At 73.2% G+C, this 14,545-nt stretch carries 17 protein-coding genes; 8 read left to right on the forward strand and 9 right to left on the reverse strand.

Going from position 1 to position 14,545, the window contains the following annotated elements; genetic code table 11:
- Positions 1 to 68 precede the first annotated feature (68 nt).
- Together ACIQ1J_RS00280 and ACIQ1J_RS00285 are read left to right on the forward strand one after the other, a co-directional pair.
- Positions 69 to 338, forward strand: a complete 270-nt coding sequence (locus tag ACIQ1J_RS00280; protein ID WP_403552781.1) for a hypothetical protein — start codon at positions 69 to 71, stop codon at positions 336 to 338.
- A gap of 171 nt (positions 339 to 509) precedes the next feature.
- Positions 510 to 1,517, forward strand: coding sequence for a CopD family protein (locus tag ACIQ1J_RS00285; RefSeq protein ID WP_403552783.1), 1,008 nt, complete (start codon positions 510 to 512; stop codon positions 1,515 to 1,517).
- Positions 1,518 to 1,708: 191 nt separating this feature from the next.
- On the opposite strand, the gene ACIQ1J_RS00290 is transcribed toward ACIQ1J_RS00285, so the two are convergent.
- Positions 1,709 to 2,419, reverse strand: coding sequence for a VIT family protein (locus ACIQ1J_RS00290; protein WP_403552785.1), 711 nt, complete (start codon positions 2,417 to 2,419; stop codon positions 1,709 to 1,711).
- 182 nt (positions 2,420 to 2,601) lie between these two features.
- Here ACIQ1J_RS00290 and ACIQ1J_RS00295 point away from each other — a divergent pair, with 182 nt between their 5' ends.
- From ACIQ1J_RS00295 to ACIQ1J_RS00315, 5 genes are all read left to right on the forward strand, one after another.
- Positions 2,602 to 3,588 carry a DEDDh family exonuclease gene (locus tag ACIQ1J_RS00295; protein ID WP_403552787.1) on the forward strand — a complete coding sequence of 329 codons (987 nt, stop codon included), beginning with the start codon at positions 2,602 to 2,604 and terminating at the stop codon, positions 3,586 to 3,588.
- A 90-nt stretch (positions 3,589 to 3,678) separates the two neighbouring features.
- Positions 3,679 to 3,912, forward strand: coding sequence for a hypothetical protein (locus tag ACIQ1J_RS00300; RefSeq protein WP_121746319.1), 234 nt, complete (start codon positions 3,679 to 3,681; stop codon positions 3,910 to 3,912).
- Positions 3,913 to 4,126: 214 nt separating this feature from the next.
- Complete coding sequence (locus ACIQ1J_RS00305; RefSeq protein WP_403552789.1) at positions 4,127 to 4,918, forward strand: SURF1 family protein; 792 nt, start codon at positions 4,127 to 4,129, stop codon at positions 4,916 to 4,918.
- Positions 4,919 to 4,993: 75 nt separating this feature from the next.
- Complete coding sequence (locus tag ACIQ1J_RS00310) at positions 4,994 to 6,781, forward strand: glycoside hydrolase family 15 protein (RefSeq protein WP_403552791.1); 1,788 nt, start codon at positions 4,994 to 4,996, stop codon at positions 6,779 to 6,781.
- A 4-nt stretch (positions 6,782 to 6,785) separates the two neighbouring features.
- Positions 6,786 to 7,541: an SDR family oxidoreductase gene (locus ACIQ1J_RS00315; RefSeq protein ID WP_121746322.1), complete on the forward strand. Its 756-nt coding sequence runs from the start codon at positions 6,786 to 6,788 to the stop codon at positions 7,539 to 7,541.
- An 86-nt stretch (positions 7,542 to 7,627) separates the two neighbouring features.
- Here the strand turns inward: ACIQ1J_RS00315 and amaP are convergent, their stop codons facing one another.
- Genes amaP through ACIQ1J_RS00340 form a run of 5 tightly spaced genes read right to left on the reverse strand, consistent with a single transcriptional unit; the run spans position 7,628 to position 9,955 of the window.
- The gene (gene amaP, locus ACIQ1J_RS00320; RefSeq protein ID WP_403552793.1) at positions 7,628 to 8,215 is read right to left on the reverse strand and encodes an alkaline shock response membrane anchor protein AmaP; all 588 of its coding nucleotides are present in this window, start codon (positions 8,213 to 8,215) and stop codon (positions 7,628 to 7,630) included.
- Complete coding sequence (locus ACIQ1J_RS00325) at positions 8,212 to 8,874, reverse strand: DUF6286 domain-containing protein (protein WP_403552795.1); 663 nt, start codon at positions 8,872 to 8,874, stop codon at positions 8,212 to 8,214. Before ACIQ1J_RS00325 ends, amaP begins: the two co-directional genes overlap by 4 nt.
- On the reverse strand, positions 8,871 to 9,254 hold the full coding sequence (locus ACIQ1J_RS00330; protein WP_403552797.1) for a hypothetical protein: 384 nt from the start codon (positions 9,252 to 9,254) through the stop codon (positions 8,871 to 8,873). The genes ACIQ1J_RS00325 and ACIQ1J_RS00330 overlap by 4 nt, the downstream gene beginning before the upstream one ends.
- The gene (locus ACIQ1J_RS00335; RefSeq protein ID WP_403552799.1) at positions 9,251 to 9,436 is read right to left on the reverse strand and encodes a hypothetical protein; all 186 of its coding nucleotides are present in this window, start codon (positions 9,434 to 9,436) and stop codon (positions 9,251 to 9,253) included. Before ACIQ1J_RS00335 ends, ACIQ1J_RS00330 begins: the two co-directional genes overlap by 4 nt.
- Before the next feature lie 51 nt (positions 9,437 to 9,487).
- Complete coding sequence (locus ACIQ1J_RS00340; RefSeq protein WP_403552801.1) at positions 9,488 to 9,955, reverse strand: Asp23/Gls24 family envelope stress response protein; 468 nt, start codon at positions 9,953 to 9,955, stop codon at positions 9,488 to 9,490.
- 107 nt (positions 9,956 to 10,062) lie between these two features.
- On the opposite strand from ACIQ1J_RS00340, the gene ACIQ1J_RS00345 reads away from it, so the two are divergent.
- On the forward strand, positions 10,063 to 10,803 hold the full coding sequence (locus ACIQ1J_RS00345) for a nucleopolyhedrovirus P10 family protein (protein ID WP_403552803.1): 741 nt from the start codon (positions 10,063 to 10,065) through the stop codon (positions 10,801 to 10,803).
- Positions 10,804 to 11,168: 365 nt separating this feature from the next.
- On the opposite strand, the gene ACIQ1J_RS00350 is transcribed toward ACIQ1J_RS00345, so the two are convergent.
- The 3 genes from ACIQ1J_RS00350 to ACIQ1J_RS00360 form a co-directional block, all read right to left on the reverse strand.
- Positions 11,169 to 11,972: an enoyl-CoA hydratase/isomerase family protein gene (locus ACIQ1J_RS00350; RefSeq protein WP_403552805.1), complete on the reverse strand. Its 804-nt coding sequence runs from the start codon at positions 11,970 to 11,972 to the stop codon at positions 11,169 to 11,171.
- 158 nt (positions 11,973 to 12,130) lie between these two features.
- Complete coding sequence (locus ACIQ1J_RS00355) at positions 12,131 to 12,352, reverse strand: helix-turn-helix domain-containing protein (RefSeq protein WP_003976983.1); 222 nt, start codon at positions 12,350 to 12,352, stop codon at positions 12,131 to 12,133.
- A gap of 335 nt (positions 12,353 to 12,687) precedes the next feature.
- A complete protein-coding gene (locus tag ACIQ1J_RS00360) occupies positions 12,688 to 14,286 on the reverse strand; it encodes an ABC-F family ATP-binding cassette domain-containing protein (protein ID WP_403552807.1) in 1,599 nt (532 codons plus the stop codon).
- Positions 14,287 to 14,545 lie beyond the last annotated feature (259 nt).

A 14,545-nucleotide genomic window follows, 5' to 3' on the forward strand; every position in this document is an offset into this window, starting at 1 on the left:
TCTTTGCCATGCACACGTACGAGGACCCCGCGACCTGGAGGCCCGAACCGGTCCGGTCGCGATACAGGTTGGCCCTTCGCTTCGCCGCGACCCTGGTGTTCGTCCCGCTGCTGTGCGTGGTGTGGTCGGTCGTGGCGGTCGTGCTCTTCGTGGTGGGTCTGTTCGCCGACGCGATGGCGGCCGTCGGCGAGGGCTTCGAACGCGGCTGTGTGAGGTTCCCGGGCGACGCCCTGGGAGGGATCGCGCGGCTGGGCGCCTGGTGCGTGTCCTGGCCGGAGCTGCGGCCCACCGACGCGCAGGTGCGGCTGTGGTGGCCGGCCGCCTCCCGGGTCGACTGAAGTCGACGCGGGGTCGGCCCTGGCGGGCGGGCGGTGTGACGCGTCACTCATCCGTTCCACGGCGTTCCCGAACCGTACGGCGGCCGAAAACGTCCTCTTGTGTGGAATGCCGGTCCGCCAGCTGTTTTCCGGAACTTGCCCGGATCTGGGGGAGCTGGTGAAGATCTCGAGGTGACCTTGACAAGACCCCCGTCCCGGACCGTCGGCACCGGACGGCACGCGCGGCCCGCCGGTACCGGCCGGACCGTGGCGGTGCTCGTGCTGGTGGTGCTGGCCGCGCTGATACCCCTCCTCGGCCCGTCCCCCGCCCTGCGCGGCACGGGGGAGGCCGAGGCGCCCGGCACCGGCGGCATAGCCCTGCTGCGTACGGTGCTGTTCGCCGCGCTGAGCGTTCCGGCCGGCGAGCTCTTCGTGAACCGGCTCACCCGGTCGCTCCCCGGCGCTCCCCCGGCACGGCCCCGCAGCTGGTCGCCGTACGCGGCCGCGGCCGGTTTCGTCGCCGCGCTGGGTCTGGCGTCGGTCGTGGCCACGGGCAATCTGGTGCCGGGCAGCGTCGCCGACATCGACGTCGGCGGCCTCTACGAGTCCCGTGACGGCAAGCTCGCGCTCCTGGAGGTCAACGGGTTCCTCGCGGCCGGCCTGTGCGCCACCTCGCGCCGGCCCGGCCTCCAGGTCTGGCCGCTGGCCGCCGTCACCGTCGCGGAGGCGCTGCGCGCCCACCCCACGACCGAGTACAGCCCGCTGCTCGGCTCCGGTCTGACCCTTGTCCATCTGACGTGCGCTTCGCTGTGGGTGGGCGGTCTCCTGTACGTGCTGCGGACGCTGCGGCAGTGGCGGGGCATCGAGGCGGGCCCGGCCCTGCTGGGTCTGTACGCGCGCGTGGCGGCCGCCCTGCTCGCCGCCATCACGGCGACGGGAGTGTGCAGTTCGCTGCGCCGGATGCCGCCGGGCACGATCGCGGACCAGCTGACGGACACGGCGTACGGGCGGGTCCTGCTCGCCAAGGTGCTCCTCGTGGCCGCCGTCGCCGCGCTCGCCCTGTGGGCCAGGATCCGGCTGAGCCGCGCGGCCGACCCGCTGACCGCCTGCTCGCCCGCGCGCGCGGAGGTCGTCGCCCTGGGTGTGGTGGTGGCGGTGTCGGGCCTCCTGACGGCCCTTCCGGTACCGATCCGGTGGTGACCCCGCCCCCGCGGCCGACCGCGGAACGCGCCGCCCGCAGCCGCCCGCGGTCGAGTGCACCGCCCGCAACCGCCCGCAGTCGAGTGCACCGGCCGCACGAGCGACGGAACCACCGGTCGCACCGCACGCGCGACGGCGCGTGTCACCGGCGGGAGCACCGGCACCACCGGCGGCGGCCCCACGCGGAAGCGCTACACCCCGGCGACGTCCAGCAGTGAACCCGTCGCGTACGTGACCGCCATGGCCAGGGCGCCGCCTGTCACGTTGCGCAGGACCGCCCGGCCCGGCGGAGCCGCGCCGAGGCGTGCGCTGCTCCAGCCCGTCAGGACCAGGGCACCCAGCACGCAGCAGACGGTGACCGTCAGCCGCAGGCCGGCCGGCGGCAGCACCATCGCCAGCAGGGGCAGCGACGCGCCGACGGTGAACGCCAGGAAGCTCGCCCAGGCCGCGTGCCACGGGTTGGTCAGCTCGTCGGGGTCGATGCCCAACTCCACGCGCGCGTGGGCCCGCAGCGCGTCCCGCCGGGTCAGCTGCTCGGCCGCCTCTCTGGCGACGTCGCGGCTCAGTCCGCGTGCCGCCAGGAGATCCACCAGCTCCTCCAGCTCGGCCTCCGGCTGCTCGCGCAGCTCCCGTTTCTCCATGGCCAGGGCGGCCTTCTCGGAGTCCCGCTGGGTGGAGACGGACACGTACTCGCCCGCCGCCATCGACAGCGAACCGGCGAGCAGCCCCGCGAGTCCGGCCGTCAGCAGGGCGGAGCGGTCGTCCGTCGCGCCGGCCACGCCGACGACCAGCCCCGCGGTGGACACGATGCCGTCGTTGGCGCCGAGGACCGCTGCCCGCAGCCAGTTGAGCCGGGTGCCGAGGGCACCGCCGTGGGCCTCGTCGTGCGTGGGTTGCGTCACATGGCGGAGGATGCCACCCGGCGCGCGGCGCGCCCCGCACCGACGCTCCGCGGCCGTCTCCACGCACCGTGCGCCGCAACCCTTCCGCGGCGCACGGGACTTGGCGGAGGGACCGTTTCGCCGGGCGCCGCGGGGCCCCTGCGGGTCCGGGGTGTCAGTCGCGGCCCGTATCCTCATTGACCATGCTCGAAGACCGCACGACCGCACCGCCGTCCGCCACGGCGTGGCCGGCCGCGTATCCGCAGGGGTACGCGGTCGTTGACGTGGAGACCACCGGCCTGGCCCGCGACGACCGCATCATCTCCGCGGCCGTCTACCGACTGGACGCCCGCGGTGAGGTCGAGGACCACTGGTACACCCTGGTCAATCCGCAGCGGGACCCCGGCCCGGTGTGGATACACGGTCTGACGAGCGACGTGCTGGGGGGAGCACCGCTCTTCCCGGACGTCGCCGAGGAGTTCGCGGCCCGGCTCGACGGGCGGGTGCTCGTCGCGCACAACGCCGTCTTCGACTGGCAGATGATCGCCCGGGAGTACGCGCGCGCACAGCGCGAGGCGCCGGTGCGCCAACGGCTGTGCACCATCGCGCTCTCCAAGGAGCTGGGCCTGCCGCTGGCCAACCACAGGCTGGAGTCGCTGGCCGCCCACTTCGGCGTCGTACAGCAGCGGGCGCACCACGCGCTGGACGACGCGCGGGTGCTGGCGGAGGCGTTCCGGCCGAGCCTGCTCGCCGCGGCGGCGGGCGGCGTGCGGCTGCCCCTGCACGAGTGCCGGCCGCTGACCGAGTGGTCGGACCGGCCCGCGCCCCGGATCGGCCAGCAGGCGGGCTACGGCGGCTACCGGCAGGCCAGTTGGCGCCCCTCCCGCAAGAGGCCCGCCTGCCCGTACCCCAACCCTGGCCGGTACGAAGAGGGCAAATGCCTCAAGCAGGGCATGCGGGTCGCCTTCTCGGGTGACACCTCCGTCGAGCGGGACCTGCTGGAGGACCGCGCGACCGAGGCCGGGCTGCACGTCGCCACCAGCCTGTCCCGGCTGACCAGCCTGCTGGTCACCAACGACCCGGACTCGGGCACCTCGAAGGTGGTCAAGGCCCGCCAGTACGGGACGCCGGTGGTGGACGAGGCGGCGTTCGGGCAGCTGCTCGCGGACGTCGAGCCCGCGGACGGCTGAGCCGTACGTGAGCCGTACGGACGGGTGATTCCGGGCGACTCGCCCGGCGCCCGCTCGCCCGCGTCGCTCGGACGGCTCACCCTGTGGCGCATGGCGACATGTGAAGTCTGCGGCAACAACTACGGAATGACCTTCGAGGTCCACGCCCAGGGAGCGGTGCACGTCTTCGACTGCTTCTCCTGCGCGATCCACCGGATGGCGCCCATCTGCGAGCACTGCCGGGTGCAGATCATCGGCCAGGGCGTCGAGGTCGAGGGCCACTGGTTCTGCGGCGCCCACTGCGCCCGCGCGGAGGGGAGGGCGGGGATCGTCGACAAGGTCTGAGCGCTTCGCGTGACCTCCGGGGCGAAGCCGTCGTTGACGCCACGCCGCGGCACTGCTGCCGAACGTGCTCCCCGCCGACGCGGGGACGGCCCGCGGTGGACCCCACGACGCCACCGGCCGGTCGTGTGCTCCCCGCCGGCGCGAGGGCGCGAGGGTACGGCCCTCGCGGGGACCTCCCCGCGAGGGCCGATCCCTGCCGAGGTACCGTCGATGCGTGTACCGCTTCCTGTTGTCCCGCCAGTGGGTGATCCTCACCCTCGTGGCGCTCGCGCTCATCCCGACGATGATCGAGCTGGGCTTCTGGCAGCTGCACCGCCACGAGCGCAGGGTCGAGCTGAACGGCGAGATCGCCGACTCCCTGGCGGCGGAGCCCGTGCCGGTCGAGTCCATGTCCTCGCCGGGAGCGGAGGTCGACGACGAGCACCGCTACCGCAGGGTGATCGCGAAGGGGCACTTCGACCGCGCCGACGAGGTCGTGGTCCGTCGCCGCACCAACGCGGACGACCGGGTCGGCTACCACGTCCTGACCCCGTTCGTCCTGGACGACGGCAAGGTCCTGATCGTCAACCGTGGCTGGATCCCGTCGGGCGGCGGTAGCCAGACCGCCTTCCCGAAGATCCCGGCACCCCCGGAGGGCGAGATCACCGTCACCGGCCGGCTGATGCCCGACCAGACGACCGAGGACAGCGGTATCAAGAACGTCGAGGGGCTGCCCGACCGCCAGGTCATGCTGATCAACAGCGAGCAGCAGGCCGAGCGCCTCGGCGAACCGGTCCTCGGCGGCTACGTCGAGCTGACCGAGCCCGAGCCCCCGGCCGACACCCCCGAACTGATCGCGGAGCCCGACCACGACAGTATCGGCAACCACATGGCGTACGCCGTCCAGTGGTGGCTGTTCGCCGCGGGCGTCCCGGTCGGCTGGTTCGTCCTGGCCCGCCGTGAGGCCCGGGACCGGACGGCGGAGGACAAGCAGGAGACCGCGGAGGCGGAGCCCGCGACGGTGTAGCCGGTACGGGGCCGTCCGGCGGGAGGACGGGGGCGGATCCGATTGCTCCGCCCCCGCTCGGGAATACGGAATCCCGTGCACCCCCAAATCGAGGACTACGCGCTCATCGGCGACCAGCAGACGGCGGCCCTGGTCGGCACGGACGGTTCCGTGGACTGGCTCTGTCTGCCCCGCTTCGACTCCGCCGCCTGCTTCGCCAAGCTCCTCGGCGACGAGGAAAACGGCCACTGGCGCATCGCCCCCAAGGGCGCCGAGCGCTGCACGCGCCGCGCCTACCGGCCGGACACCCTCGTCCTGGACACCGAGTGGGAGACCGAGGACGGCTCGGTGCGGGTCACCGACCTGATGCCCCAGCGCGACCGCGCCCCGGACCTCGTACGCATCGTGGAGGGCCTGAGCGGTGAGGTCACCATGCACAGCGTGCTCCGGCTGCGCTTCGACTACGGCTCGATCGTCCCGTGGATGCGCAGGGCCGACGGGCTCCGGGTGGCCGTCGCCGGACCGGACGCGGCGTGGCTGCGCAGCGAGCCCGAGGTGCGCAGCTGGGGACAGGACTTCGGGACGCACGCGGAGTTCACGGTCGCCCCGGGCGAGAAGATCGCGTTCGTACTGACCTGGCACCCCTCGCACGAGCCCCGCCCGCCGGTGATCGACCCGTTCGTCGCGCTGGAGCACAGTGTCGAGGACTGGCGGGCCTGGGCCGCGCACTGCCGCTACGACGGCCCGTACCGGGACGCCGTCGTCCGCTCCCTCATCACCCTCAAGGCGCTCACCTACAAGCCCACCGGCGGCATCGTGGCCGCCCCCACCACGTCGCTGCCCGAGGAGCCCGGCGGCGTGCGCAACTGGGACTACCGCTTCTGCTGGCTGCGCGACTCCACTCTCACCCTGGGCGCCCTGCTGTCGGCCGGATACCTCGAGGAGGCCGAGGCCTGGCGCGACTGGCTGCTGCGCGCGGTCGCGGGCAACCCGGCGGACCTGCAGATCATGTACGGCCTGGCGGGCGAGCGGCGGCTGCCCGAGTTCGAGCTGCCGTGGCTGTCCGGCTTCGCCGAGTCGACGCCCGTGCGGATCGGCAACGACGCGGTGAACCAGCTCCAGCTGGACGTGTACGGCGAGGTCATGGACTCGCTGTCGCTGGCCCGGCAGGCGGGCATGCACCCGCAGCCGCAGATGTGGGAGCTGCAGTGCGCCCTGATGGACTTCCTGGGCACGGCGTGGCGGGAGCCCGACGAGGGGCTGTGGGAGGTGCGCGGCGGGCGCCGGCAGTTCGTGCACTCGAAGGTCATGACATGGGTGGCCCTGGACCGGGCCCTGCGTACGCTTGAGGAGCATCCCGAGCTGGGCGGTGGTGACCCGGACGGCTGGCGCGCGCTGCGCGAGGAGGTGCACCGCGAGGTGTGCGAGAAGGGCTACGACCCGGAGCGCAACACCTTCACCCAGTCCTACGGCTCGCGGGAGCTGGACGCCTCGCTGCTGCTCATCCCGCGCCTCGGTTTCCTGCCGCCGGACGACCCGCGGGTCGTCGGCACGGTCGACGCGATCGGCGAGGAGCTGGCCCGGGACGGCCTGGTGCGCCGCTACAGCACCGAGGGGGACCCCGTCGACGGGTTGCCGGGCGGCGAGGGGACCTTCCTGGTGTGCTCGTTCTGGTACGCGGACGCGCTGCACGCGACCGGCCGGGCGAAGGAGGCCCGGGAGCTGTTCGAGCGGCTGGTGGGACTCGCCAACGACGTGGGGCTGCTGGCCGAGGAGTACGACCCGGTGGCCGGCCACCAGCTCGGCAACTTCCCGCAGGCGTTCAGCCACATCGGCCTGGTGAACACCGCCCTCGCCCTGTTCGGGAACGAGGGGGCAGGATAGGGCCATGGATCTTGGACTGAAGGACCGGGTGTACGTCGTCACGGGAGCCACCCGGGGCCTGGGCAACGCCGCCGCGCGCGAGCTGGTCGCCGACGGGGCGAAGGTGCTCGTCACGGGGCGGGACGAGCAGAGCGCCGCCGACGCCGCGGCCGCGCTGGGCCCGGACGTGGTGGGGGTGGCCGCCGACAACGCCGACCCCGAGGCCGCCGGCCGGCTGATCGCGACCGCCCGTGAGCGCTTCGGCCGCTTCGACGGCGTACTGATCAGCGTGGGCGGGCCGCCGCCCGGCTTCGTCGCCGACAACACGGACGAGCAGTGGCAGGCGGCGTTCGAGTCGGTGTTCCTCGGTGCGGTGCGGCTGGCCCGAACGGCCGCGGCGGAGCTGGAGTCGGGCGGCGTCATCGGCTTCGTGCTGTCGGGCTCGGTGCACGAGCCGATCCCGGGCCTGACCATCTCCAACGGCCTGCGCCCGGGACTGGCCGGCTTCGCCAAGTCCCTCGCCGACGAGCTGGGTCCGCGCGGCATCCGTGTCGTCGGCGTGCTGCCGGGCCGCGTCGACACCGACCGGGTGCGTGAGCTGGACGGCCTGTCCGCCGACCCGGAGGCGACCAGGGCGGCCGCCGAGTCCCGCATCCCGCTGCGCCGCTACGGCGCCCCGGAGGAGTTCGGCCGCGCGGCGGCGTTCCTGCTGTCCCCGGCGGCGTCGTACGTGACGGGCGTGATGCTGCCGGTGGACGGGGGCGTGCGGCACGGGTTCTAGGGGCGTCGTTCGGGTCTTGCCGGAGCCGTCCCTCGGAGCCGACCTGATCCGAACGACACCCCCTGGCCGCCGATCCGCACCGGCGCTCAGTTGACGCGCTCGGCGCCGTGTTTGACGCCCCGGAGGCGGACCTCCGCGGGGAGGTTCTCCAGGTTCGCCGAGGCACGGGCGTGGGTCAGGGCGTGAGTGGTGAGGTCGTTCAGGGCGGAGCCGGGGTCCACGTGGGGGGCCAGGAGCAGGCGGATGCGGGTCGCTGGGGCGGTGCGGCGGCCGGTGAGGCGGACCTTGGCCCGTTCGACCCCGTCCACCCGGCCCGCCTCCTGGGCGAGGACGGCTTCCAGCGCCCGGCCGCGCAGCGCGGCGCCCTCGCCGTCCCCGCTGTCGACGAGTACCTCGGCGAGCCGGCGGCGGCGCACCACCGCGACCAGCCACCACAGGGCGAGCAGCAGCAGGACGGCGAGTGCGGCGATGACGACCGGCCACCACCAGCCGGCGTCCCGCCACCGGGTCCGCTCGGCATCGCCGAGAAGCACGTCGTGCGGCCCGTCGTGGAGCCACCAGGAAGGCGCGGGGGCGCCGAGCCCGACGGCGAGGACCGAACCACCGAGGGCGAGCAGGATCAGGCCCACGAGCCCGAGCAGCATACGGTCGACGGTCCTGAGCACCGCCCTCACCCCTTTCGTCCCGGCCGCGCGACCCGCAGTGACACGGCGGGCGGCCGGGCCAGCCCGAGCCCCCGCACCGCGTCGTCGAGCGCGCCGTCCAGATCGGTCCGTACGTCGTCCAGTTCACGGAAGTGCGACAGCGCGCGCACGCGGGCCTTCCGGCGGCGCATCCGGACCCGCGCGGACTGCACACCGGCGACCTCCATGGCCCGGTCGCGCAGCACCGTGGCGGCGGCGTCGCGGTGGAGCCCCGCGCGTACGTCCGGGCGGGTGCGCCGCATCGGGAGCACCTTGCGCAGGCCGGGGGTGAGGGCCAGGACGAGCAGCCAGAGTCCGAGGGCCGCGGCGACTCCCGCGCCGACGAGGACCCAGGTGTCGTCGAGGGGCCGCTCGGCGAGCTGCCGGGCCAGATCGCGGCGCCAGCCGAGGGCGGACCGGCCGGCTCGCACGGCGACGACGTCGTAGAGGAAGGCGCCCGCGACGAGCAGCAGCAGCAGTGCGACGATGCCCGCGGGGACGCGGCGCGCCGACCAGAAGCGGCCGGCCGGTCCGCTGCCGGGAGCGGGGTCGGACGGCGGTCCGCTGCCGGCCGCCGGCTCCTTCTCCATGACGGGCTCCATGACGGGCAGGCGCCGCGTGCTGCCCTCGGTGCCCTGGGGCTCGCTCATCGGGTCCTCCCCCGTCCCGCGCCGTACTCCGCCGCCAGGTGCAGCCGCTCCACCTGGACGGCGACCTCCGGCACCGCCATACCGACCAACGCGCGTACCCGCTGGACGACTTGGTGACGCACCCGCCCGCAGCGGGCGCCGACGTCGCACGGGTAGTCCAGTTCCAGGTGGACCCGGACGTGGGCGGTGTCGTGGTGGACGACGACGGTGGCGTGCGGGCGCTCGGCGTCCGGATGGAGCGGGCCGACCGCCTCCCGCGCCGCCTGCGCGGCGACCTTGGCGACCACCCGGTCGGCGATCCGCGTGGCACCGCGCTCGCCCGGCGGTACGACGGCCGGGGTTTCGAGGAGCTCACCGGCCCCACCGCTCACGCCGGTCACCGCCGCCGGTCGTCTCGGCTGCGGAAAAGGTCACCGAGGTCCATGTCCCCCTCCAACAGACGGCCGACGACGAATCCGACGGCTCCCAGGGCCGCCACCAGCAGAAAAGCTCCGAAACCGCCGAAATATCCGGCGAATCCCAGCGCCATGCCGACGATCAGGCCGACCACGGCCATACTCATGGTGCGCTCACCTCGTTCACCGCTCAGTCCACCCTTCGGTCAGCGTCCGCGTCATTTGATCCGGGGCTCCGGCTCCTCGTCCTCCTCGTCGGGCAGTTTCACGTCGCTCACCGCGATGTTGACCTCGACGACCTCCAGGCCGGTCATCCGCTCCACCGCCGCGACCACGTTCTCCCGCACGTCCCGGGCGACGTCCGAGATCGACACGCCGTATTCGACGACGATCTCCAGGTCGAGCGCCGTCTGCTCCTCGCCGACCTCGGCCTTCACCCCCCGCGTCACTCCCGACTTGGCCCCGCCGGGCACCCGGTCCCGCACGGCCCCGAAGGCGCGCGACGTCCCGCTGCCCATGGCGTGCACACCGGCGACGTCGCGTGCCGCCATTCCGGTGATCTTCTCCACGACGCCGTCGGCGATGGTGGTGCGGCCCCGGTCGGCGGGGGCTCCCCCGCCGCGCCGGGCGCCCTGCCCACGCTGTGCACCGGTCTCGGTCGTTTCCTTCTCCGTCAAGTCACTCATCGCCGCAGTCCCTTCCGGTCCGTCCTTCTTCGACCACCGTAAGCACGGTTGCGCGATTCCGCGTCGTGAATGCGGCAGGCTGGTCGTGAATGCGGCAGGCTGAAGGAATGACGACGGCGGACCGGTGGGCGCGGACGGTGCGGGATCAGCTGGGGCTCGGCAGGTTGCTGCCGCTGGGCGGCCCGGGGGACGGCGCGTGGATCGCCGAACGCGCGGCACGGGAGGTACTGCTGGCCGCCGCTCGGGACGTGGCGGGCGTGCGTCCGGGCGGCCTGCGTATCGCGCCGGCCGGCCGGGACGACGTACACGAACCGGCCGTACCGCCGCCGCCGAGTGCCCTGCCGCCCGGCCCGCTGCGGGTGACGGCCGACTTCGCGGCGACCGTCGGTCCCGCGGCGACGGGCGAGCCGCTGCCGGCGACGGCCGCCCGGCTGCGCGCCGTGCTGACGGCGGCGGCCCGGGGGATCGGTCTGACGGTGACCGACGTGGACCTGCGGGCCACGGCCCTGCTGGACGCGGCGTCGCAGCCGGACCCGGAACCGGCACCTGGACGCGAGTCGCGTCGTCCCCCGGCCGCTCACCCCGGCGACGGTGACGAGGGCCGCGCGGCCGGCGCCGCCCTGTCGGTCCCGGGCGTGACCGGGCTGACGGCGACGCTGGGCCGTCCGGTGGTCGTGACGGAGCTGCCGCGGGAACAGGCCGCCCTGCCGCGCCGCCATGTCCGGGTGGAGCTGGCGGTGGACGCGGGCCACCGGGCCGTGGAGGTGGCCCAGCGGGTCCGCGCGGCGGTGTCGGAGGCCCTGCCGAACCGTCCGTCGGTCGCGGTGCTGGTAACGGCGGTCGGCTGAGCGGGCCCGTCCGCCCGTCGCGGTGCCGGTGACGGCGGTCGGCTGAGCAGACCCGCCCGCCGGTCGCGGCGCCGGTGACGGCGGTCGGCTGAACAGACCCGCCCGCCCGCCCGTCGCGGCGCCGGTGACAGCGCTCCACTGAGCAAACCCGTCCGCCCGTCGCGGCGCCGGTGACAGCGCTCCACTGAGCAGACCCGCCCGCCCGTCGCGGCGCCGGTGACAGCGCTCCACTGAGCAAACCCGCCCGCCGGTCGCGGCACCGGTGACAGCGCTCCACTGAGCAGGCTCGTGCCGGGGCTGTCTCCGAGCCATCGGGCCCGGCGGATCGTCGGGAGGATGCCGAGCGGTCGTCCGCGGCGCCCGGACTACTCGCCGAGCCCGGCCAGGTCGCGCAGGCGGCGGGCCTGCGCGGCCCGTTCGGCGGCGCGCTGAGCCTCGTAGTCCCGGTGCCGGGCGCCCTGGAGCAGCGCCTTGGTCTCGATGACGGCGTCGCGCGGTGCGGCCAGGACCGCCGACGCCAGATCGCGCACGGCGCCGTCGAGCTGGTCCGCGGGCACGGCGAGGTTGGCCAGCCCGGTGCTCACGGCCTCCTCGGCCATGACGAAGCGGCCCGTCGCGCAGATCTCCAGCGCGCGGGCGTACCCGACCAGGGACACCAGGGGGTGCGTGCCCGTCAGGTCCGGTACGAGGCCGAGGCTGGTCTCACGCATGGCGAACTGCACGTCCTCGGCGACGACCCGCAGGTCACAGGCGAGGGCGAGCTGGAAGCCGGCCCCGATGGCGTGGCCCTGCACAGCGGCGACCGACAGGATGTCGCTGCGCCGCCACCAGGTGAACGCCTCCTGGTACTCGGTGATGGTCGCGTCCAGCTCGGCGTCGCCGCCCCGCGCGAGATCGATGAACGACGGTTCGCCGTCGAAGCCCTCGGGGGTGAACGCCTGCCGGTCGAGCCCGGCCGAGAAGGACTTGCCCTCGGCCCGCAGCACCACGACTCGGACGGAACCCGGCAGCAGCCGACCGGCCTCGGTGAGCGCCCGCCACAGAGCGGGGCTCTGCGCGTTGCGCTTGTCGGGGTTGGTCAGCGTCACCGTGGCGATCGCGTCGTCGACGGTGAGCCGCACGCCGTCCTTGTCGAGTACGGGAGCGGGGTCGTGGGCGTGCGAAGCCATGGGGTGCCTCCGAAAGGTGCGGTCGTCGTCCCCGCCGCGCGCCGGCTGTGACGCCGTACGACGGCAGAGCTAAGTGACTGCACAGTAACCACCCGGACGGTCGGATGACCGGCCGGGTGGCCACCTTCACTTTCGGAGTCGAGGGGCCGCCCGGAACATCAGGCCGATGTGGCCTTTTTGCCCCGGGTAGCCCCGCCACGCCCTCGGAGCGTGACACCCGACTCGCTGAGCATGCGGTGCACGAAGCCATACGAGCGGCCGGTCTCCTCGGCCAACGCCCGGATGCTCGCACCGGCGTCGTACTTCTTCTTCAGGTCTGCCGCGAGCTTGTCGCGCGCGGCGCCGGTTACCCGGCTGCCCTTCTTCAGAGTCTCGGCCACCCGGTCCTCCTCATGGGAAGTGCGCTCTGGTCTCCTCATGATCACCCCTCCAGGGCTTCATGGCCACCCATTCGGCAAGGTCGATGAGACAAGGTTGTGACGACAGGAGCGAGTCCCCACATACGGAATCCCCAATTCCAGAGGATCACGTCCGTACCGCCGAACGGGTTTTTCCGCGAAGTTCCAGGTCAGAAAGGTGTCGCGGCCGGACCCCCGCTACTGGGGGGGCCGGCCGCGAAATCGATGTAGGACACACCTCGTGATGAGGAGATCTCACACAGATGGTGGATCACGGATCGGCCGAATGATCCATACCCAGTGGATCATCCATTCGATCAAGCCAGGGCGACGAGGTCCGCGTAGTCGGCGCCCCACAGGTCCTCGACGCCGTCCGGAAGCAGGATGATCCGCTCCGGCTGGAGCGCCTCGACGGCACCCTCGTCGTGGGTGACCAGGACGACCGCGCCCTTGTAGGTGCGCAGCGCGCCCAGGATCTCCTCGCGGCTGGCGGGGTCGAGGTTGTTGGTGGGCTCGTCCAGCAGCAGCACGTTCGCCGAGGACACCACGAGGGTGGCCAGCGCGAGGCGGGTCTTCTCGCCACCGGACAGGACGCCGGCCGGCTTGTCGACGTCGTCGCCGGAGAACAGGAACGAGCCCAGCGTCTTGCGGACCTCGACGAGGTCGAGGTCCGGGTTGGCGGAGCGCATGTTCTCCAGGACGGTGCGCTCGGGGTCGAGGGTCTCGTGCTCCTGCGCGTAGTAGCCGACCTTGAGGCCGTGGCCTTCGATCACCTGGCCGGTGTCGGGCTTCTCGACGCCGCCGAGGAGGCGGAGCAGGGTGGTCTTGCCGGCGCCGTTGAGGCCGAGGATGACGACGCGGGAGCCTTTGTCGATGGCCAGGTCGACGTCGGTGAAGATCTCCAGCGAGCCGTACGACTTGGACAGGCCCTCGGCCATCAGCGGGGTCTTGCCGCAGGGCGCCGGCTCGGGGAAGCGGAGCTTGGCGACCTTGTCGGACTTCCGCTCGGCCTCCAGTCCGGCCAGCAGCTTGTCCGCGCGGCGGGCCATGTTCTGCGCGGCGACCGTCTTGGTGGCCTTGGCGCGCATCTTGTCGGCCTGTGAATGCAGCGCGGAGGCCTTCTTCTCCGCGTTCTGCCGTTCGCGCTTGCGGCGCTTCTCGTCGGCCTCGCGCTGCTGCTGGTAGAGCCGCCAGCCCATGTTGTAGACGTCGATCTGGGAGCGGTTGGCGTCCAGGTAGAACACCTTGTTGACGACCGTCTCGACCAGGTCGACGTCGTGGGAGATCACGATGAAGCCGCCGCGGTAGGTCTTCAGGTAGTCGCGCAGCCAGACGATCGAGTCCGCGTCGAGGTGGTTGGTCGGCTCGTCGAGCAGCAGGGTGTCCGCGTCCGAGAACAGGATCCGGGCCAGCTCGATACGGCGGCGCTGACCGCCGGAGAGCGTGTGCAGGGGCTGGCCCAGCACCCGGTCGGGCAGGTTGAGCGCGGCGGCGATGGTGGCGGCCTCGGCCTCGGCGGCGTATCCGCCCTTGGTGAGGAACTCCGTCTCCTGGCGCTCGTACTGCTTGAGCGCCTTCTCGCGGGTGGCGCCCTGGCCGTTGGCGATGCGCTGCTCGTTGTCGCGCATCTTGCGGATCAGGACGTCCAGGCCGCGGGCGGACAGGACGCGGTCGCGGGCGAGCACGTCGAGGTCGCCGGTGCGCGGGTCCTGCGGGAGGTAGCCGACCTCGCCGGAGCGGGTGACGTTGCCGGCGGCGGGCTGGCCCTCGCCGGCGAGGACCTTGGTGAGGGTGGTCTTGCCGGCGCCGTTGCGGCCGACCAGGCCGATGCGGTCGCCCTTGGCGATGCGGAAGGTGGCGCTTTCGATGAGGACGCGGGCACCGGCGCGCAGCTCGATGCCGGAGGCGGAGATCACGGACAGACTCCAGGGCGGGTGGTTGGCGGGATGGGCGGCTGAGGACGTTTCCCGCCGTCTAATGCGCGAGGAGAATGGCCATGGGGCCAGTCTAACGGGGCCGTGCAACCCCTTTTGCCGGGATACGGGGTCCGCGGTCCCTTGTTCGGGGCTCCCGTGTTCGGGATCGCGGGTCCGGGGCGTTGTCAGGGGGCGGTGCCAGACTGGGCCACAGGCCCGGATTCCGTCCCTTTCCGGGCTTCGGGGAGCTTCGCGGCAT

This window comes from Streptomyces sp. NPDC097107 (assembly GCF_044762405.1).
Classification (GTDB): Bacteria; Actinomycetota; Actinomycetes; order Streptomycetales; family Streptomycetaceae; genus Streptomyces; species Streptomyces thinghirensis.